This window comes from Sphingobium sp. TA15 (genome assembly GCF_037101235.1).
In the GTDB taxonomy this organism is placed as follows: domain Bacteria; phylum Pseudomonadota; class Alphaproteobacteria; order Sphingomonadales; family Sphingomonadaceae; genus Sphingobium; species Sphingobium indicum.
In genome coordinates, this window is the sequence record NZ_AP025356.1 from 255,333 (window position 1) to 276,171 (window position 20,839).

Genomic DNA, 20,839 nt, shown 5'->3' on the forward strand with positions numbered 1-20,839 from the left:
GTAAAATTCCGTAGCAATACCTACTAGGCAATCCGTGACCATGCTGTTACCACTGTTGCAACGCAGCAATTCCCCTTAAGCTATTTCCCTTAGGAAGGGCTGGCTTAGGGGGATAAAGCATGAGTTCAGTCGGGCTGATCCCGGCGGCTCCAATAAAATAGGGTAAGTCAGGGTCGCAAGAAATAGTTCTGGGCTATAAGCGCGGAGTCAAAAGCTATGCTTGCAACCGATGCCGGGGAGCGCCTTCAACGGCGCTTCTCGCTGGCATTCCTGCGTAATGCGTCGCGGCGGTTCGCCCCCGCCGCGTGGATTGCCCCCGCCGCGTGGATGGGCGAAGTGCGCTGGAGCGGCGTCGGCAAATATATCGCATCGCTGCTCATTGTCTTCCTCGCCTCCTCGTGGATTTTCCGCAACGGCGTCGCGTCGCTGACTGCCGGGGACTATGCCGTCCTGACCCTGATCGTGATTTTCGTCGCGACCCTGATGGGGATCGGCCCGGGCGCGGTCACCACCACCGGCCTGCTGACGGTCATCTACGCCATTGTCGACGTGAATATCAGGGGCGGAAGCGGCGAGGACGGCCTGGCCTTCCTGCTGGTCATGGTGGCGGCCAATGGGGTGGCGCTGAAATCCACCTTCTGGCGTGCGCGGGCGGAGCGGCAGGGCGCCTATGTCAACCGCCTGACCGAGCAGTTGAAGCTGCTCACGGACGGATCGGTCAACTATGCCCTCTACATGACCGACGTGGAGGGGCGGGTCGTCCACTGGAACCGGGGCGCCGAACGCTTCACCGGCTGGGACAGCCGCGACATCCTGAATCGCCCGGTATCGCTGCTCTATTCCCAGCATCCCGACATGGAAGACAATATGGCCGAAGCCTTCGCCCTGGCCAAGGAGCATGGCAGTTGCGAATTCGACTGCCATTTCATCAGGAACGACCGCACCGGCTTCATGCAGAACTGCGTGGTGACGGCGCTGCGCGACAGCAAGGGCCGGCTTCAGGGCTTCGCCAAGCTGGTGCGCGACGTGACGGCGGAACGGGCGCAGGAAGTCGCCCTGCAGGAACGCGAAGCGGAATTGCGGTCCATCCTGGAAACCGCGCCGGACGCGGTGTTCGTCGTCGATATTTCAGGGCGGATCGACTATATGAACAGCACCGCCCGCCGCATGTTCGGCTATAGCCTGTGCGAACTGGAAGGCGCGGAGTTCGACCATCTGCTGACCGGAGCGCAGCCGCCGCGAGAGGTTCGCGACGAGCCTCTCCATGTAGAGAGCGACAGGCCGCTATCCTATCCGCGCAGGCTGATCGGACGGCGCCGCAACGGCTCCAACTTTCCCATCGAGATGAGCTTCGTGAAGATGGAGGGCGCGCATGAGACGCACTATACCGCCTTCATCCGCGACCTCACCGAACAGGATGCGACCAAGGCGCGGCTGGAACTGCTCCAGACAGAGATGCTGCACGGCACCCGCTACAGCGCGATGGGCGCGATGGCGTCGATGCTGGCGCATGAGCTGAACCAGCCGCTGACCGCGCTCGCAGCCTATATGGAGGGCAGTTCGATCCTGCTGATGCGTGGGCAGGAGGCGGATCGACAGAAGCTGAACCGCATCTTCCGCTCCGCCGCGCAGGAGGCGGTGCGCGCCGGCGCGATCATGCGCCGCCTGCGCGATTTCGCCAGCGACGGCGAGGCGCAGCTGGAAATCCACGACGCGCAGGATGTGGTGCGCAGCAGCCTGGCGCTGATCGCCGCGATGGCGGAGGCGGCGGACGTCACCGTGGACATGGACGTCGCGCCGGGCACCGGATCGATCTTTGCCGATCCGATCCAGATTCAGCAGGTGATCGGCAATCTCTGCCGCAATGCCATCGACGCCATGCGCGAGGAGCCGGAACGGCGGCTGACCGTGCGGGTCGCGGCGGCGGACGAACTCACCACGCATTTTCTGGTTTCCGATACCGGATCGGGCATTCCGCCCGCGATCAGGGACCGGATTTTCGATGCCTTTGTCAGCAGCAAGGAAGAGGGAACCGGCGTCGGCCTTTCCATCTGTCGCACCATTGTCGAAGCCCATGGCGGACGGATCTGGCTGGAGCCGAGCGTCACGGGAAGCTGCTTCGGTTTCAGTCTCAGACGCAAGAAGGGAAACGCCATTGGAACCCACTAAGCTGATCCACATCGTGGATGACGAGGATTCGGTCCGCGCCGCGACGGCCTTCCTGCTGGAATTGGAGGGCTATACGGTCCGCACCTGGCAGCGCGGCACGCATTTTCTGGCGGCCGCCGCGAACGAGCCGCTGGGTTGCGTGATCATGGACCTGCGCATGCCGGAAATGGACGGGATAGAGGTGCAGCGGCGACTGAACGAGGCGGAACTCTATTTCCCCATCATCATGCTGACCGGCCATGGGGACATTGCCTCCACCGTGACGGCGATGAAGATGGGCGCGGTCGATTTCCTGGTGAAGCCGTTTGAGCGGGAGACGCTGCTGCGCGCGGTCGAAAATTGCTGGATGCTGTTCCAGGATACCGGGGCGCGCCGCCAGCGGGCGGTGCGCGCGGGGGCCATGGTGGAAAAGCTCACCCCCAGGGAGCGCGACGTGCTGTCGGGGCTGACCATGGGCCTGCCGAACAAGCATATCGCGCTGCAATTGGGCATCAGCCCGCGCACCGTGGAAATCCACCGCGCCAATCTGATGTCCAAGCTGGAGACGCGAAGCCTGTCCGATGCCTTGCGCGTGGCCTTTGCCGCCGGGATCGGCAGGCAACTGGATTGCTGAGAAACGCCGGCCGGCGATTGGCGGGCCGTTGCTTCCGGCGCGGATCGGGCAATCCCCTGAATGGATCGCCTTCAGCCGCATTCTTTGGTCGGATGAGTCATTGGAGCGGTCCGACCGGCAATAGTCCCGGTCGAACCGCTCCACCGCGCCTGGATGCGAAGCCTTCGTCCTCCGATCCCTGGCGCGTCGACGCCTTTCTCACTCTCTCCTGAAACTTCAGCGCCGCCGTCCTGCCGGCGATCTGATCTTGAACAGGGCATCCTCGGGCGCCGCCCTGCTCTTGACGACCTGCAATTGCGATCCGCCATAGGGGGGGCGCGGCAGGCCCGCTTGCCTGTCCTGGCCCTCCATCCGGGCGGATGATTTCACCAGCCGCAGCGATGCCCGTTTCGCGCCCTGCGTCGACCGGCGCCATGTGCGTCCTCTCCGCTTTCGCCTGATAAGATCCCAGGTGAGATAGGGCAGCGAAATGACCAGAAGATAAAGCGATACCGGCAACCACAGGAGCGCGAATAGCCGATCCCGCCACCCGATCCTTACAATATTCCGCGACTTGTCCTGCAATCGCCAGAGATTACAGGACCCAAGCACCCATATCCCGGAGACGACCGCCATCGCGATAATCATTGCCATCCTGTTCCATCATCCAATCGCAACTCTTTCGGCTGCGTCGCGAAGCTGTCCTGGATGAACTATAGATGAAAGGCGTCATCTGTCATCTACGCAGGAATACGCACCGGCCGGTATTTCGGGCCATCCCGCAACCCTCTGTATTCTCCCGGATTGCACGTAAAGCGACAATATGTCTGATTTGGCGCGGATAAGGATCAGGTCGCCGGAACAGATATTCTGCAACAACTGCGTTTCGATCGAATGCGTGCAACGGCACGGAGCATCCTCCAGGCGCGCAAAATGAGGTGTGCATGTCGAGAATTGACCTGGCGATGGCGACCCGTCCTGCCGGCGGACGGGGCCCTGCCGCGGCGCATCGCGCCGTGCGGATCTGTCTTTGCCTTGCCCTGGCGCTGTGGGACATGGTGGCGTTGACATGCGGGCTGAGCGTCGGGCTGGCGCTCGCGCCGGTGGATGCGGGGCTTCGCGACAGCGGCGCCTCCGTCGCGGCGCTGCTCATGGCCTATCTCATCATCGCCTTTCACAATCAGGCCTATGATCCCCGCGGCCTGACCAATGCGACGACCAGTTGCCGCAATGCCGCAAGGGCCTTTGCCGGCACGGTGCTGATCTTCTTCCTCGTGCTGTTCGCGGTGAAATCGACCTCGACCTTCTCGCGCAGCGCGGTGCTGGCGGGTCTGGGTTGCGCGGGCGGGTTGCTGCTGGCGCAACGGCTGTTGCTGAGCCGCCTTATCGAACGTTATTTCGGGGAGCGGCTGTTTGCCGAACTGTTGATCGTGGACGACTGTCCGATCCCGGAAAATCCGGGCCATATGGCCCTGGTGGACGCGCAGGCCATCGGCCTTCGCGCCGATCTGGACGACCCCTATATGCTGCACCGGCTGGGCATGTTGCTGCGCGATCACGACAGGGTGGTCGTCGCATGCCCTGCCGAGCGGCGGGTGACCTGGGCGCAGATGCTGAAGGGCGGCAACATATTGGGCGAGATCGTCTCTCCCGAAGTCGAATCCATGGCGCCGCTGACGGTCGGGCGCTGGCAGGACATGGCCACGCTGGTGGTGGCGCGAGGGCCGCTGAACCTGGCGAACCGGGCGACGAAGCGGCTTCTGGACCTGTTCGTCACCGTGCCTCTGCTGATCGGGCTGATGCCGCTGATGATCGCCGTTGCCGTTGCGATCAAGCTGGATTCGCCCGGCCCCGTCTTTTTCCGTCAGCAGCGGATCGGGCGGGGCAACACCCTGTTCAGCATCCTCAAATTCCGCAGCATGAAGGTGGAGCGATGCGACATGGACGGCATACGCTCGGCCAGCCGGACGGACGACAGGATCACGCGGGTCGGCCGGTTCATCCGCCGGACCAGCATCGATGAATTGCCGCAGCTTATCAATGTCCTTCTGGGGGAGATGAGCCTTGTCGGACCAAGACCTCATGCCATCGGATCGACGGCGGAGGACATATTGTTCTGGCGCGTCGACCGCCAATATTGGAAACGGCATGCGCTGAAACCCGGAATAACGGGTCTTGCGCAGATTCGCGGTTTCAGGGGCGCCACCGAAACCAGGGCGGATATTTTGCAGAGGGTGGAAGCCGATCTTGAATATATGAATGGATGGAGCCTGATGCGCGACATCGTGATCCTGTTCGGCACCATCCAGATTCTGGTGCACAGAAACGCCTTCTGATCCCTTGGCAAGACTGCATTTCAGATCAATATCCCTCATTAGCCGGAACTGGGACAAGGCGCGGCTGGCCTCGGCGCATCGCGGTGCGGGACGGGGCGACGGAGCATCTGCAATGAAGGCTCGACCATGTTCGATCTGATTGAATCAGATTGCCGCTCCGGATTTCTTGTTTTCCGCGGCTACTTGATCGGCGGATCAGCCCCTCCATTCCTAGGCAGCGTGAACAAATTAGAAAATGTTGTGAAATGGCCATCCCAAGACATTCCCCTCCCGCAGGCGGGAGGGGCTAGGGGTGGGCGCGACCCCGGACTTGATCCGGGGGAGCTTCTGACTTGGCCGTTGCAAAACAACGCTGATGTTGCGCCAGCCCACCCCCTAACCCCCTCCCGCTTGCGGGAGGGGGGATGTCCGATCCCCACCCAAATCACTCAATCCGGCAAGTCTTGAATTTGTCCACGCTAGGAATGGAGGGGCTGATCCGACGGCATGAGATCAACTCCTCCACTCCACTATGTTACCGCACCTTCTTGAGCATGCCGTGCATGTCGATCCACCGCACGAAGGCGTCGAACCAGCCGGTGCTGGTGGTCGCCTTGGGATACATGCCGAAGCCGTGGCCGCCCTGCTCGTAAAGGTGGAATTCCACCGGCCGACGCGCCGCCCGCCAGTCGTCGATCAGCTTGAAGTCGCGATTGCCGAACAGCGGGTCGTCGGCGGCGATGGCGGCGAACATCGGCGGCGCGTCCTGCGGCACGGTCATGCTGCCCAGGGGCCCGTAGATATTGCCGATGAAGGCGGGCTTGGCCTCCGTGGCCGACAGCGTCGTCGCCATGGTCAGCATCGCGCCGGCGGAAAAACCGATCATGCCGATCCGGTCGGGGTCGACATGCCATTGCGCAGCGCGGGCGCGGATCAGGCGGAAGGCGGCGGTGGAATCCGCCAGTTGCGGGGCAAGGTCTGTCGCCGCCGATGCGGGGGCGGGCAGCGGCGCCCTGGCCGCGCCGGAGAACATCTCCTGCATCGACCGTTCGAAACCCGCCATGTCGGCGGGCGTCTGGCGCAGCCGATATTTCAGCACGAAGGCGGCCACTCCCTTGGCCGCCAGCGCCCGCGCGACGTCATAGCCCTCATTGTCCATGGAAAGCGTGCGGAAGCCGCCGCCCGGCGCGACGACGACCGCCGCGCCCGACGCCTTGGCGGGATCGGGCAGGAAGGGGGTCAGCGTCGCGACGGTGACGTTGCGGGCAAAACGGCTGCCATATTGGCGGTGCCAGCTTTCCTTCGCCGTGGCGCCGGGAAGTGCGCCGGTGCCCAGTTCGATCGCGTCGGGCTGGGCCGGGGCGGCGATGGGCGTCATCCTGTCGTCCTGCGCCTGACCCAGCGCCGGGGCGGCAAGCGCGCAGGCGGCGATGCCGATGGCGAGGGCGCGGGCCGCCGGGAAGCGGAACGGGCGGCGCGATGCCTTGCGGGCCGATAGATGCTTCATCTCATCCTCCTCTGATCATCATTTCCTATTGCAGGTCGAGCACGACCACCGACCTGGGCGGCAGCGCCACCGTCAGCGTGCCGCCGCTCACCTGCGCGCCGGTGAAGGCTGCAGGCTTCACCACCTCCGGCGCGTCGAAGCTGTTATGCGAATTGATCGCGGGGGCGGTCAGGATGCGGCCCGACACGTTCGCGGCGTTCAGCCCGTCCAGCTTCACCGTCACTGTATTCGTCTGGTTGGGATCGAGATTGGACAGGCCGACATGGACCTTGCCGTCCCTGGCCCTGACCGCCGATCCGCTGACCGCCGGCATGACGAACCTGTCCTTGTTGTACCAGGGCGTGTCGATGTCGATCGGCAGCACCGTCGCATCCTGCCAGGGCTTGTACATTTCGAAGACATGATAGGTGGGGGTGAGCACCATCTTCCTGCCTTCGGTCAGGATCATCGCCTGCAGGACGTTCACCATCTGCGCGATGGCGGTCATGCGCACCCGGTCGGCATGTTTGGCGAAGATGTCGAGGTTGACGGAGGCGACCAGCGCGTCGCGCAGCGTGTTCTGCTGCCGCAGGAAGCCGGGATTGGTGCCGGGATCGGGCGCATACCATGTGCCCCATTCGTCCACCGCCAGGAAGACGCGCTTCTGCGGGTCATATTTGTCCATCACCTTGCTGTGCCCGGCGATCAGCTCGTCCATCTTCCAGGTGGCGGCCAGCGTGTCGGCCCAGCCGGTCTCGTCGAAATCGACCGGGTCGGCCTTGGGCGGCCAGCCGCCCTGAGGCAAAGTGTAGTAATGGAGCGACAGCGCATCCAGTTGCTTGGCCGCGTCCCGCATCATCACTTCGGTCCAGTTATAGTCGCCGCCGTTCGCGCCCGACGCGATCCGCACCAGCGTCTTGCCCGCAGGAACCTTCAGGAAGGTCGAATAGCGCTTCGTCACGTCGGCGGCATATTCGGCGCGCATGTTGCCGCCGCAGCCCCACAGTTCGTTGCCGATGCCGAAGGCGGGCAGCGCCCAGGGCTGCTTGTGCCCGTTCTTCGCGCGCTCATCGGCCAGGCTGCCGGCGGGCGCGGTGATATATTCGACCCACTCCGCCATTTCCTGCGGCGTGCCGTTGCCGACATTGCCGGAAATATAGGCTTCCGCGCCGACCTGCCGCAGCAGTTCGAAATATTCATGCGTGCCAACGCTGTTGGGTTCGGTCACGCCGCCCCAATTGGTGTTGACCTTGACCGGGCGCTTGCCCTTCGGGCCGATCCCCTCCCGCCAGTGATATTCGTCGGCGAAGCAGCCGCCCGGCCAGCGGATCACCGGGACGGACAGGTTGCGCAGCGCCGCCACCACGTCGTTGCGGAAACCGTTGGTGTTGGGGATCGACCGATCATTGCCGACCCACAGGCCGCCATAGATGCCATGGCCCAGATGCTCGGCGAATTGCGTGAAGATGCGGCGGTCATAGACCGGGCCGGGCCGGTCGGCATGGATGGTGGCGGTGGTCGGCCTGCCGTCGGTATCGGCGCTGGCGGTCGTCGCCGCCAATGCGCTGGCGCAGAGAAGCAAGGCGGCGGTCGTGCGGCGCAGGGTCTTGATCATGGTCGTCCTCTTCGGAAAATGGCGGCGGGTGGGCGAAACCTATTTGGGCAGCGGGATCATCCGGGCGATGCTGTAGCGGGCCTGCTGGACCTGCGCGCCGTCGTCCGGCTGGCCGCTGCCGATGCTGAGGCCATAATCGCCCGGTATCAGCCCGCGCTCCCCCGCCATGGTGACGAAGCTGAGGTCGCGGGGGCTCAAGGTGAATTCCACATTCCGGGTCTCGCCGGGCTTCAGCGTCACGCGCTGGAAGCCGCGCAGGGCAAGGCGGGGGGCGCCCTCGAACCGTGGCGGCGTGATGTAGAGTTGCGCGACATCGTCGCCCGCCCTTGCGCCCGTGTTCGTGATGGCGGTGCGGACCTTGAGGCCTTTCTCGACCGAACCGTCCACCGGCTCGACCGTCAGCGGCGCATAGCGGAAGCTGGTATAGCTGAGGCCGTGGCCGAAGGGATAGACGGGCGTCCCCCTGAAATAGCGATAGGTGCGGCCTTCCATCCCATAGTCGGTGAAGGGCGGCAGGTCATTGACGTTCCTGTAGAAGGTGACGGGCAGCCGTCCGCCCGGATCGGCCCTGCCCGACAGGACATTGCCGACCGCAAGCCCGCCCGACTGGCCCGGATACCAGGCTTCGACGATGGCGGCGGCGTTCTCCTTCGCCCAGGACAGGTCGATGGCGCTGCCGTTCATGGCGACGATCACCAGCGGCTTGCCCAGCGCCCTGGCCTTTTCCAGGAAGGCGCGCTGGTCCGCGGGCAGGTCCAGCGTCGTCCTGTCGCCGCCGTCGAAACCCTCCACCTTGACGGGCATCTCCTCGCCCTCCAGGTCGGAGGTGAGGCCGACCACGGCGACGACGACATCGGCATCCTTCACGCCGGCCGTCAGATCACGGTCGAGATCGTCGGTGACGCGTTTCCAGAAGATCGCCGGGCTGGCGGCGACGCCGCTCTCGCCCTGCAGGCGGATGGCGTAGCGCTCGCCCTTGGTCATGCGCACGTCGACCAGCTTGAGCGGTTCCGCCCAGCGCGAATAGTCGCTGGCGGAGACGACGGGCTTGCCGTTCAGCGAGACGTCGCCCTTCACTCCGGTCAGGGCCAGCCGATAGAGGCCGGTTTCGGGCGCGACCAGATAGCCGCTCCAGCGGACCCGATGCTGGTCCGACACCTGTTTGAACTCGGCCGCCCGCGACACGATGCTGGTTTCGGTCCGCGTCAGCACCGGCCGGGCAGCAAACTGGTCCTTGCCCGCGGCGTTGAAATATTCGGCCTTGATCCCCGGCTTGCCGTCCGGCGTCAGCAGCGCGGTGCCGGGGACGAGGTCGCCGTCCGTGATCGATGGGCTGAAGGGGATCACGGTCACGGCACCCGCGCCCATGACCTGCTTCAGGCCCTCCGCGACCGAAATGGGCGGCGCGCTCTTGGCGGAGGAATAATTGCCGCGCAGCACGCGGGTCGCATCCGCCAAAGGCCCGGCCAGCGCGATCCTCGCGCCGGGCCTGAGCGGCAGGATGCCGTCATTCTTGAGCAGCACCAGGCTCTTTTCCGCGGTGCTCAGCGCCAGCGCCTGATGATCCGGCGTACCGATCGCGCTTGGCGGGATCGCGTTGGGCTTGCGGGAGGACAGGCCCGGCAGGTCGCCATTGCGGTATCGCGCGGAAAAGAGCCGGACAAGGGCGGCGTCGATGTCGCCCATGGCGATATGGCCCCGCGCCAGCGATTCCTTGTACCGATCGCCCAGGTCGGGGCGCCCGCCCAGCGTGGCGTTGTTGCATTCGCTGTCGACCCCGTGGCGCAGCGCGACGGCGACGCCGGTGGCAGCGTCGGGCGCATATTTGTGATGTTCGTAAATGTCGACCACGGCGTCGCAGTCGGACACGACATAGCCCTTGAAGCCCCATGCGCCGCGCAGATAATCCTTGAGCAGCATGTGGCTGCCGCAGGCGGGCTGCCCGTCGACGCGATTATAGGCGCACATGATCGACCCGGCCTTGCCCTCGACAATCGCAGCGCGGAAGGCGGGGAGGTAGGTGTCCTCCAGATCGCGCGGCGTGGCGAAGATATTGTCGGTATGGCGGCTGGGTTCCGGGCCGCTATGGACCGCGAAATGCTTGGGCGTGGCGACGACCAGGGGCAGGTCCGGATCGTTCCCCTGCATCCCCTGGACGAAGGCGACGCCGATCCGCGCCGTCAGATAGGGGTCTTCGCCATAGGTTTCCTGCCCCCGGCCCCAGCGCGGATCGCGGAAGATGTTGATGTTGGGCGACCATGTGTCGAGGCCCGTGCCGATCCGGCCGAGATGCCCGGTCCGCCGCCCCAGCGTATGCAGCGCGCGGACCTCCGTGCCGATGGCGGCGGCGACCTGCTGGATCAAGGGCGCGTCGAAAGTCGCGGCGAGGCCGATGGGTTCAGGGAAATTGGTCGTGGGCACCGCGCCGATCGCGCCGTGCAGGGACTCGGTCCACCAGTTATAGGCCGGGATGCCCAGGCGCGGAATGGCGGGCGCGACGTTCAGGAGCTGCGCGACCTTCTCGTCCAGCGTCAGCCTGTCGACGATGGCCCGCGCCTTGCCGTCGGCCTCCGCCCATATGTCGCTGGCCTGGGCATGGGCAATTGCCGAGGTCGCAAGGCACAATATTGCGCCGGCCGCGCGCAACGCGAAAGCGGTCTTCATGATCGTCTCCCCAAGGAGCGCGCCGTTTTCAGCGTCGCCTGGTAGTTCTTGCCCTGGTCGGTAGGGCGCGGGGGATGGCACTTCCCCCGCGCCCGGCGCGCTCAATGGGCCGCGCCGTCCTTCGCCGCCTTGGCGACGAAGGGATTGATGGTCCGGATCGTGCCGTCGGGATTGTAATGCAGTTCGGTCACCTTCACGTTGCGCAGGCGGGTCTGGCCCGACAACTGGCTGTCGGCGTAGAACAGCCACCATTTCCCGTTCCATTCGACGATGGAATGATGGGTGGTCCATCCTTCCACCGGCTCCAGGATGCGGCCCTTGTAGGTGAAGGGGCCATAGGGCGAATCGCCGACGGCATAGACCAGATAGTGGGTGTCGCCGGTCGAATAGCTGAAATAATATTTGCCCTTATATTTGTGCATCCACGACGCCTCGAAGAAGCGGCGGTCATGGTCGCCGCCCAGCAGCGGCTTGCCCTTGTCGTCCAGGATCTGGATCGCGCGGGGCGTTTCGCTGAATTCCAGCATGTCGCCGGTCAGCTTCGCGACGCGGGGCGCCAGCGCGGGCTTGTCGTCCTGCCCCAGGTCGGTCTTCGACCCGTTGGGATCATATTTGCCGTCGACATTGCGCTGAAGCTGCCCGCCCCAGATGCCGCCGAAATAGATGTAGCTCGATCCGTCGTCATCGGTGAAGACGGCGGGATCGATCGAATAGCTGCCCTTGATCGGCTGCGGCTGCGCCTTGAACGGACCCATCGGGTCCTTCGACGTGGCGACGCCGATGCGGAAGGCGCCCGCCTTGTCCTTGGCGGGGAAGTAGAGATAATAGGTGCCGTTCTTGTACGCGGCGTCCGGCGCCCACATCTGCTTGTCGGCCCAGGGCACGTCCTTCACGTCCAGCGCCACCGGGCCGACCGTCACGGGGCCGCCGATCCTGTCCATCGACAGGATGCGATAGTCGCGCATCTCGAAATGGCCGCCCAGATCGTCCTCCGGCGTCGGCCCGTCGATGTCGTGGCTGGGATAGACGTAGATCTTCCCGTTCCACACATGGGCGGAGGGGTCGGCGGTGTAGATGTCCGTGACAAGCGGCTGCGACAGATATTCGGACGCGTCGCGCTTCGCTGCGGCCTTCGGCTCGGCCTCGTTCGCCGTCCGCGGCTGCTGGCATCCGGCGGCGAGCAACAGGGCGGCGAGCGGCAGGACTTCCAATGGGCGCAACTTGATGGGCATGCTGATCCTCTCCGGTTATTGCTATTACGATAGCGCTACCATTTTGTGAAGGCAATCTTGTACGACAAATTATATGGCCAATGGCCATGCCGACGTCCAGCAGGCGGGCCGGTCAGACCGGCTGCAACCCATGGGTCACGATCTTGTCGATCAGGTCGCGATGGCGCGGCAGGCCGGCGCGCAGCTTCGCCGTCATGGCGGCGTTTTCCCGCCGCGCGCGATCCGCCAGATGGGCGTCGCGCGCCAGGGCGGGCCGGTCGACCTCCGTGCGGAAGCCCATGCCGTAGAGCACATATTGGTAGCTCGCCGCCGGGAAGACCTCCTCCACCCGGTCGAACTCGTCGAGGAACCAGGGCGATTGATAGCGCCACAGCAGCATCAGTTCCTGCAAACGGTCGGGAATCGTCTCCTCCCGGACATTGTCGCGCCAGAAATCGCTGTCTGTGCGCTTCGTCAGCACATAATGCAGCTTCAGGAAATCGATGATCCGGCCCCAGCGATAATGGGTCGTCGCGTTGAAGCGGGACGCGACGATGTCCATCACCTCGCGGCAGGCGGGCATCTGTTCGGCGATGATCTTGGCCGACAGTTCGATGAGGACGATGGCCGACGCCTCCAGCGGTTCGAGGAAGCCGGCCGCCAGCCCGACGGCGACGCAATTGCCCTTCCAGAAGGTTTCGCGATGGCCCGAACGGATCGCGATCTTCCGCGCGCTCAGCCCTTCGGCCGGCGGGCCGATATAAGCGCGCAGTTCCCGTTCCGCCTCTTCGTCCGAGATATGGTTGCTGGAATAGACATGGCCGATGCCGCGCCGGGTCGGCAGGCCGATGTCCCAGATCCAGCCCGCGCTCTGCGCGGTGGAAATGGTGTGGGACGCCATGGGGCTGTCGGGCCGATCATAGGGCACCTGCATCGCGAGCGCGGTGTCGCAGAACAGCACGTCGTTGCAGTCCCTGAACGGCACCTTCATCGCGCCTTCGATCAGCAGCGCCTTGAATCCGGTGCAGTCGACGAACAGGTCGCCCTCGATCTCGCCGGCCTGGGTGGTGCGGATGGCGCGGATGTCGCCATCCTCCTTCATCAGCACCTGCTCCACATCGGCCAGGACATGGCGCACGCCCAGCTTTTCGGTGCAATGGCGCTGCAGGAAGGGCGCGAACTTGCCCGCGTCGAGATGATAGGCATAGTTGGCCAGCGCGTCATATTCGGCGGTGGCGATCGTCTTGGGCGCCAGGCCGTCGTCGCAGATGCGGCCCTGCGAACAGACGCTGTCGCAGAAACTTTCGTCCCCCTCGCCCGCCAGCCAATGGGGCGCCAGGTTCACCTGCCCGAAATTCTGGGGCAGCATCAGCGGGTGGTAATAGCCGTCGTCGGGCGTTCCCGTCGTCCATCGGGCGAAGCGCGCCCCCTGCTTGAACGCGGCGTCGCACTCGCGGAACAGGTCGGTTTCGGAAATGCCCATGCGCGACAGGGTGGTGCGCAGCGTCGGCCATGTCCCTTCGCCCACGCCGATGATCGGGGTGTTGGGGGATTCGACCAGGGTCACGGTGAAGCCGTTGCCGATGCGGCTGCGATGGCGGGCGGCGATCACGCCGGCGGTCAGCCATCCGGCGGTCCCGCCGCCGACGATCACGATGTTGCGGACGGGATGGATCATGTCGAAATTACCCATGAAAAGGGAGGGGATGTCAACCGACATCCCCTCCAGGGCGAGACAGGTTAGAAGCGGTAACGAACCCCTGCGGTGTACCGCCGGCCATAGGCATAGACGTCCAGCAACTGGTTGCTGAAGCGGCCATGGGTGCTGACCGTCTCATTGGTGAGGTTCAGCGCCTCGCCGAAGATGGTCAGTTGCTTCGTGATGTCGAAGCTGGTGCTGAGGTCGACCTGCAGCGCCTCGTTCACGAAGGTCGGTTCGGCGCCGAAGGCAGAATTGTTCTGCGCCTGGCCGAAGGCCTGCAGATACTTGTCGCGCCAGTTGACGGCGGCACGGATCTGAAAGCCGTTCTTGTCGTAGAAACCCACGAAGTTCGCGCTGTTGGCAAGGCCGGTCACCGCGAAACCGCTCTGCGACAGGTCGGTCCTGTCATAGGGCTTGTTCGTGTCGACGAAGGTGGCGTTGGCATTGAAACCGAAGCCGCTGTCGCCGAAGACATGCTGCCATGCCAGTTCCACGCCCTTGATCGTCGCGGACGGGCCGTTGACGCGCTGCGACACGGTGAAGACGGCCGGCTGGCCCGTCGTCGGATCGACCACGCCGTTGATGGTCTGGCGCTGCGTACCGGCAACGATGAAGTTCGACACGTCCTTGATGAAGAAGTTGACCGCCGCATAGGAGTTGCGCTGATAATACCATTCCGCCGCGAAGTCGAAATTGTCCGCAAGGAAAGGCTGCAATCTTGGATTGCCGCCGGTCGCGGTCAGCGCGCCGACGCGTTGGCCCACGCCGACGTTCAGCACGGGCGTCAGGGTGTTGAGCGAAGGACGGGTCAATGTGCGCGATGCGTCGAAGCGAAGGTGGAAATTGTCCGTCACCTCCAGCTTCAGGTCCAGACTGGGAAGCAGATAGGAATAGCTGCTCTTGGTCGAGATCGGCTGACTTTCGGAGAAGGTGACGTTGAGGAGCGTCGGGTCGGCGGCGCTGCCCGTAAGGGCAATGGGCAGGCGACCGACGCCGCTGGACGTCAGGTTGGTGATCTCCTCGCGAACGCCCGCATTGAAGCGGAACGGCATCCCCGCAATCTCATGTTCGAAATTCACGCTGACATAGGCGGACCAGGTTCGTTCCCTGATGTCCTGGACGCTGCCGGGATCGAGCGCGAGGTCGAAGGCTCCCGTGAAATTCGGCCCGACCGTGGGGTCGGCATAGTTGAAGCCCGGGATGTTCGTCGTCTGCGGATTGCCCAGCCCTTCCAGATATTCCTGATAGGCGCGGGGGTCATAGGCCAGCAGTTCCGGCGGCAGATTGCCGGAGAAGCCCGGAATCCAGTTGTTCAGGCTGATCGGACGACCATAGAGGCTGGTCGGGATCGGCACGCCCGTATTCCGGCCCGAAGGTGTGCCGTAGCCTGCATAGGCCTGCCAGAAATTATTGGCGAAGGTGTTGCGGTTCTCCAGCCTGAAGCGGTCCTCCATATAGCGGCCGCCGAACTTCACGCGGAAGCTGCCGTCCTCCCAGGTGCCGCCGAGACGGAATTGCTTGATCTCATCGGAGTTCTTCTGGACCGACCGCACGGTGACGTGCGAACCGATGATGGTGGGATCGCTCCAGCGCGACTGATCGCCGGCCGGGCCATAGGTCGTCAGTTCGGGAAAGCTGTTCTTGCTGTCGCCGGTCACGCGGACACCCAGCGCCGTGCCGAGCAGGCCGCCATAGCCGATGTCGCCATTCTCGCTGCCGATGCGGTTGCCGGGGTTCTGCCGGCTCTTGGCGTAGGAGGCGTCGGCTTCGAACTTCAGATTGTCGGTCGCATCCCACTTCAGGTTGACGCCCACCTGATTGGTTTCCAGCAGACGGCTGTCGCGACCGGCCGTGAAGTCGGTCGGCGTGCCCGCCTGGATGAAATTGATCGTCGTGCCGTTCTCGTCCTGCTCCACATTGCGCAGGTCGCCCTGGTTGAACCACATGCCGAAACCGGAAATGTCGGTCACGATCTTCTGGCGCGAATAATTGTCGTCGATGGTCAGCAGCACGTCGTCCGAAGGCTGCCACTGGAAGGCGATGCGGCCGTCGATGCGTTCATCCTTGGTATAACGCTGGTCGGCGCCATATTGCTGCTGATACCAGCCGACGACATTCTGCCGGTTGGTCGGGGTCGCCCAGGCGGCGGATTCAGTATCCGACGTCGGCGAACAGCTTGCGGCGGTGCTGCCTGCAAGCTGGCACGGCGCGAACCGGCCGCCCTGCCAACCCGAAACATAGACGCGGTTCACCTGGGTGTCGCGACGGGTATAGACCGCGTCGACAAGGATGCCCATGGTGTCGTCGGCAAAGGTGGTGCTGAACAGGCCGCCGATCGTCGGCACGATCTTGCCGGCATCATCCTGCACCGATCCGGCCGCACTCATCGCGACGCGAGTGCCGGGGCGATCGAAAGGCTTGGGGTAGGAAATATTGACGGTGGCGCCGATCGAACTGCTCGACAAGGAAACGTCGGGCGTCTTGAGGACTGCCAGCTGACCCACGAAGTCCGATCCGACAGTGGTGAAGTCGACCGAGCGGCCGCCGGTAGCCGTCGAAATCCTGCGGCCATCGATCAGGGTTTCGTTGAAGTCTCCCGCGAAACCGCGAACGGTGATGCCGTCCGGCTCGCCGCGCGAACCGGCGCGATTGATCGACACGCCCGGCAGGCGCTGGAGCGACGCTGCGACGTTCGAATCCGGGAATTTGCCGATGTCCTCGGCCGAGATGACGTCGACGACGCCCGATGATTCGCGCTTGATGTCGAGGTTGCGCTGCAACGAGCCGCGAATGCCCGTGACGATGATGTCGGCCTCGCTCGCCGACGGGGCAGCGGCATCCTGCGCTGCCTCCTGCGCATGGACCGGCGTCGCGATGGCCAGGACCAGCAGGCTTGCCGTCGCGGCCAGCGCGGCACGGCCACGCCCCTGCTCGGCTTTGTTCATTCTATACGTCATGATCCTCCCCTTGTTCAGACAATCTCGCCCAAACGCCGCAGCACTATTGCCGCGGCGATCATGTTTTCTTGATCAGGGTGATTTGCCCCGCTTTTCTAAGCGGATTCGATCATCCTCACCCAGGTCTTCTTTTTGTCCGAGGAAAATGGTAGCGCTATCTAAACGCGTGATCAAGCGGAATTGTATGCGTAATCATAATAGGCCAGGATGCGGCGTCCGCATGGGGAAAAAGCCGTCCGAAGCGACAGGCCGGGCACGAGCGACAGGATGGGAGAGGATATGGAAACGGTGGAATTGCTGAACAGCGAGCTTCACGCGGCCCTGCGGATGCGGCCCGCGCATCAGGGGGGCGATCCCTTCGTCAGGATCGTGGTAGGCGAATTTCCGGCGGCGGCCGTCGCCTGCCCGCTGCTGTTTTCCAAGCATGCGGAGACAGGCGCCTTCTATGCCGGCGCGCTCATGGGCTTCAGGAAGGGGGAATGGCTGATCGATTCGCCCGACGGTCGGCCGGCATTCCGGCCGCTGGAGGCGGACCGGGAGGGTTTCTTCGCCTTGGGGGAGAGCATCGCCTTCGACCCCGGCCATGACCGTTTCGCGGCCCGTTTCGCCGGGCAGGAGGGCGAATCGCTGTTCGATGCGCAGGGGGCGCCGACCGCATCGCTCAAGGCGGTGCAGAGCGCGCTCGGCCGCCTGATGGCGAACGCGGAGGAGACTGACGCCTTCATCGCGGAGATGCTGACCCATCGCCTGATCGAGCCGATCGACATCTCGCTCAACTTCGACGACGGGGAGCGGCTGCGACTCGACGGGCTCTATACGATCAGCCTCGACGCGCTCGGCGATCTCGACGACGCGGCGGCGCTCAAGCTGTTCCGCGCCGGCCATATGCAAAGCGCCTATGCGATGATCGGGTCGCTGCGGCATATCGCGCTGATGGCCCGCCGCCGCAACGAGCGGCTGGCCGTGCCGGCCTGAACATGGGCGACGCGGCGCCATCGGTCGAAGAGTTCGCCTCGGAGGACATGGGGTCGGCGGACGATCTTCGCGCGTTCGCCGCGCTGTGCAGGCCGGCCGTGATCCGGGGCAGGTTCAGCGACTGGCCGGCGGTGGCGGCGGGCCGGCAGGGCGGGACGGCCGCGCTGTCCCATATCGCCCGGTTCGCCGCGGGATCGAGCGCCGAATATTTCATCGCCGGCGCCGAGCTTGGCGGGCGTTATCATTATGGCGAGGGGCCGGGCGGATTCAACTTCACGCGGGAGACGGCAAGCATCGGCGACGCGCTGGCGCGGATCGCCGCCAATGCGGAAAGCGGCGGCGAAACCGCCTATCTGGGATCGCTGCCGGCGGATTCCCATTTCCCCGGTTTCGCGGAGGAGAATCCCTGCGGCCTGCTGGGCGCGGGCGTCCATCCGCGCCTGTGGATCGGCAACCGATCGACGGTCGCCTGCCATTATGACGGTTACGACAATCTTGCCTGCGTGGTGGCTGGACGGCGGCGCTTCACCCTCTATCCGCCGGACGCCATCGGCGATCTCTATGTCGGGCCGGTGGACCATACACTGTCCGGCCAGCCCGTTTCCATGGCGGCCGGCGCGTCCGACGCGGCGACCGCCTATCCCCGTTTCGCGGCCGCGCGGGCGAGGGCCGTCGTCATCGATCTCGCGCCGGGCGACGCGCTCTATCTGCCCAAGCTCTGGTGGCATCAGGTCGAGGCGCTGGATCATGTCAACATCCTCGCCAATTATTGGTGGGATGGATTTGCGGCGGGGCCGGACGCCCCCTATGCGGCGATGCTGCTGGCGATGATCGCCATTGCCGAGCGGCCAGGGCCCGAACGCGCCGCCTGGCGGGCCTATTTCGACCATTATGTCTTCCGCCCGGGCGGGCATCCGCTGGCGCATCTGCCGGAGGAACGCCATGGCGTGCTGGGGCCGCTGGCGAAGGGCAATTACGGCCGCATCCGCACATTGGTCATGCGGATGCTGCGCGGCGGCTGAACCTGATCCCGCCCTTTCCCGTCCGTCTCGATTTCCGGAGCGGCGAAATGAACGGCCTTATGATGGTAGCGATAACAAAATAGGTTGCTGCCGCGGGAAAATGGATTATCCCTGCGTCCAACGGTCCGGCACAGGGCCGCGACAGGGAGGAGCGAACGGCCTATGTTTTCCCGCCATATCATCCGCGATTTGGGCTTGACCGTCAGCCTGGCCGCGCTGGGCGCGGTTCCGGCGTCGGCAGCGCCGCGTTTCGACCCGATGTTCGGCGATCATGCGGTGATCCAGCGCGATCATCCGGTGACGGTGACGGGCAGGTCCGATCCCGGCGAAGCCGTTTCGGTCACGCTGGCCGGTGAGGTCCGTCAGGTCCGCGCCGACAGGGAAGGCCGCTTCACCGCGCAGTTCGGCCCGCTCGCCACCGCAGGGCCGGTGACGCTGGACGCCCGTGCTCCCTCAGGCAGCGTGGTTGCGCAGGATGTCGCCGTGGGCGATGTCTTCCTCTGTTCGGGCCAGTCGAACATGGAACTGGAGGTCCGCAACGCGCAGGACGCGGTGGGCCAGATCCGCGCTTCGGCCGACGATCAGTTGCGCATGATGCTGGTGCCGCGCGCCGTCGCCGACGATCCGTTGCGCGATTTCCGGCAGGCGCCGTCCTGGCGCCCGGCCGGACCCGACAGCGTCGCTGATTTTTCGGCGGCCTGCTATTATATGGCGCGGGAATTGCGCAAGACGGCGGGCGTGCCCATCGGCGCCATCGCCAGCAGTTGGGGCGGATCGCGGATCAGCCCGTGGATGGGGGCGCGGGCGCAGGCAGCCGTCGGCCAGGCGGCGCAGTCCGCGCTGGTATCGCTGCACGGGCGCGATCCCTTCGCGGCGGAGCGGGCGGCGAGCGCCGAATGGGAAAAATGGTGGCGCGGGGCGACCGGCGATGCCGTCGGCAAGGAACCCTGGCAGCCCGGCAGCGCCATCGCCTGGCAGGACGTGCCCCGCATCGGCCCTTGGGAGGAATGGGGCGTCCCAGCGCTGGCGGACTATAATGGCATGGTCTGGTTCCGCCGGGAGATCGAACTGACGGCGGCGCAGGCGAAGCAGCCTGCCACGCTTTCCCTGGGGCTGCTGGACGATGTAGGGCGGGTGTGGATCAACGGCAAGCCGGTGGCGATGAGCGCGCGAAGCTGGCAGCCGAGCAGCTTCGACGTGCCGCCCGGCGTGCTGAAGGCAGGGCGCAACGTGCTGATCGTCAATGTGCAGGACAATTATGCCAATGGCGGCCTGTCCGGCCCGGCGGAGGCCATGAAACTGGGGCTGGGGCAGGGCGGCGAACTGCCGCTGGGCGGGGGATGGCGCTATGCGGTCCCGGCGAGTTCGCCCGCGGGCGCGCCGCGCGTGCCCTGGGGCGACACGACCGGCTCCGGCACGCTCTATAACGGCATGATCGCGCCGCTGGGGTCGATAGGGCTGAAGGGCGTCGCCTGGTACCAGGGCGAATCGGATGTCGACCTGCCCGGCTATGCCGAGCGCATGAAGGCGATGATGGAGGATTGGCGGCGGCAGTTCGGCGCGCCGGACCTTGCCTTCGTCGCCGTCCAGCTCGCCGCTTACGGCCCGCCGGCGACGCAGCCGGTGGAAAGCGGTTGGGCGGCGATGCGCCAGGTGCAATATCAGGCGATGGCGCGGGATGCGCATGGTGGCCTTGCCACAGCCATCGACCTGGGCGATCCGTTCGACATCCATCCGGGCGAGAAACAGGAGGTCGGCCGCCGCCTGGCCCGCGCAATGCGCGCCGTCGCCTATGGCGATCCGGTGTCGCGCACCGGCCCGCAGGCGGCGCGGGCAATGGCGACGACGGACGGCGGCGCGGCGGTGGAGTTCACCGGGCTGACGGGCGGGCTGCACATGCGCAGCGCGAGTCAGGCGATCGGCTTCGAACTGTGCGGAACGGAGGCGGGAAGCTGCCGCTTCGTGCCCGGCCGGGTGGAAGGGAAGCGCGTCATGCTGGCGGGCGATGGCCGTCCGGCGACGCGGGTCCGCCATGCCTGGGCGGAATCGCCGGTCGTCAACCTCTATGACGAAGCGCCGCTGCCGGTCGGATCGTTCGAGCTGCCGATCACGCGGTGACGGGCGAAGGGGG

General features: G+C 65.1%; 13 protein-coding genes. 6 read left to right on the plus strand and 7 right to left on the minus strand.

Features of this window, described 5'->3' with window-relative positions; translation table 11 throughout:
- Positions 1-216 precede the first annotated feature (216 nt).
- Positions 217-2,169 (plus strand): PAS domain-containing sensor histidine kinase, encoded by a 1,953-nt coding sequence (locus tag Sj15T_RS18440; protein WP_013053805.1) that lies wholly within the window; start codon positions 217-219, stop codon positions 2,167-2,169.
- Positions 2,156-2,782: a response regulator gene (locus tag Sj15T_RS18445; RefSeq protein ID WP_020819742.1), complete on the plus strand. Its 627-nt coding sequence runs from the start codon at positions 2,156-2,158 to the stop codon at positions 2,780-2,782. The genes Sj15T_RS18440 and Sj15T_RS18445 overlap by 14 nt, the downstream gene beginning before the upstream one ends.
- A 216-nt stretch (positions 2,783-2,998) precedes the next feature.
- Here Sj15T_RS18445 and Sj15T_RS18450 read toward each other — a convergent pair whose 3' ends face one another.
- A complete protein-coding gene (locus tag Sj15T_RS18450) occupies positions 2,999-3,415 on the minus strand; it encodes a hypothetical protein (protein ID WP_148225610.1) in 417 nt (138 codons plus the stop codon).
- A gap of 290 nt (positions 3,416-3,705) precedes the next feature.
- Here Sj15T_RS18450 and Sj15T_RS18455 point away from each other — a divergent pair, with 290 nt between their 5' ends.
- A complete protein-coding gene (locus Sj15T_RS18455) occupies positions 3,706-5,097 on the plus strand; it encodes a sugar transferase (RefSeq protein ID WP_041386812.1) in 1,392 nt (463 codons plus the stop codon).
- A gap of 514 nt (positions 5,098-5,611) precedes the next feature.
- Here the strand turns inward: Sj15T_RS18455 and Sj15T_RS18460 are convergent.
- The 6 genes from Sj15T_RS18460 to Sj15T_RS18485 all read right to left on the minus strand — a co-directional run bounded on the left by Sj15T_RS18460 (position 5,612) and on the right by Sj15T_RS18485 (position 16,699).
- Positions 5,612-6,583, minus strand: coding sequence for an alpha/beta hydrolase (locus tag Sj15T_RS18460; protein ID WP_013053811.1), 972 nt, complete (start codon positions 6,581-6,583; stop codon positions 5,612-5,614).
- A 25-nt stretch (positions 6,584-6,608) separates the two neighbouring features.
- On the minus strand, positions 6,609-8,177 hold the full coding sequence (locus Sj15T_RS18465; RefSeq protein ID WP_013053812.1) for an alpha-L-arabinofuranosidase C-terminal domain-containing protein: 1,569 nt from the start codon (positions 8,175-8,177) through the stop codon (positions 6,609-6,611).
- 39 nt (positions 8,178-8,216) lie between these two features.
- On the minus strand, positions 8,217-10,841 hold the full coding sequence (locus Sj15T_RS18470) for a glycoside hydrolase family 3 C-terminal domain-containing protein (RefSeq protein WP_013053813.1): 2,625 nt from the start codon (positions 10,839-10,841) through the stop codon (positions 8,217-8,219).
- Positions 10,842-10,942: 101 nt separating this feature from the next.
- On the minus strand, positions 10,943-12,073 hold the full coding sequence (locus tag Sj15T_RS18475) for a glycoside hydrolase family 43 protein (protein ID WP_013053814.1): 1,131 nt from the start codon (positions 12,071-12,073) through the stop codon (positions 10,943-10,945).
- A gap of 112 nt (positions 12,074-12,185) precedes the next feature.
- On the minus strand, positions 12,186-13,730 hold the full coding sequence (locus Sj15T_RS18480; RefSeq protein ID WP_041386905.1) for a tryptophan halogenase family protein: 1,545 nt from the start codon (positions 13,728-13,730) through the stop codon (positions 12,186-12,188).
- 62 nt (positions 13,731-13,792) lie between these two features.
- The gene (locus Sj15T_RS18485; protein ID WP_013053816.1) at positions 13,793-16,699 is read right to left on the minus strand and encodes a TonB-dependent receptor; all 2,907 of its coding nucleotides are present in this window, start codon (positions 16,697-16,699) and stop codon (positions 13,793-13,795) included.
- 291 nt (positions 16,700-16,990) lie between these two features.
- Between Sj15T_RS18485 and Sj15T_RS18490 the strand changes: the two genes are divergently transcribed.
- The 3 genes from Sj15T_RS18490 (at position 16,991) to Sj15T_RS18500 (ending at position 20,826) form a co-directional block, all read left to right on the plus strand.
- On the plus strand, positions 16,991-17,686 hold the full coding sequence (locus Sj15T_RS18490) for a SapC family protein (RefSeq protein WP_041386907.1): 696 nt from the start codon (positions 16,991-16,993) through the stop codon (positions 17,684-17,686).
- Between the two features lie 2 nt (positions 17,687-17,688).
- Positions 17,689-18,708 carry a cupin-like domain-containing protein gene (locus tag Sj15T_RS18495; RefSeq protein ID WP_013053818.1) on the plus strand — a complete coding sequence of 340 codons (1,020 nt, stop codon included), beginning with the start codon at positions 17,689-17,691 and terminating at the stop codon, positions 18,706-18,708.
- Between the two features lie 162 nt (positions 18,709-18,870).
- Positions 18,871-20,826: a sialate O-acetylesterase gene (locus Sj15T_RS18500; protein WP_013053819.1), complete on the plus strand. Its 1,956-nt coding sequence runs from the start codon at positions 18,871-18,873 to the stop codon at positions 20,824-20,826.
- Positions 20,827-20,839 lie beyond the last annotated feature (13 nt).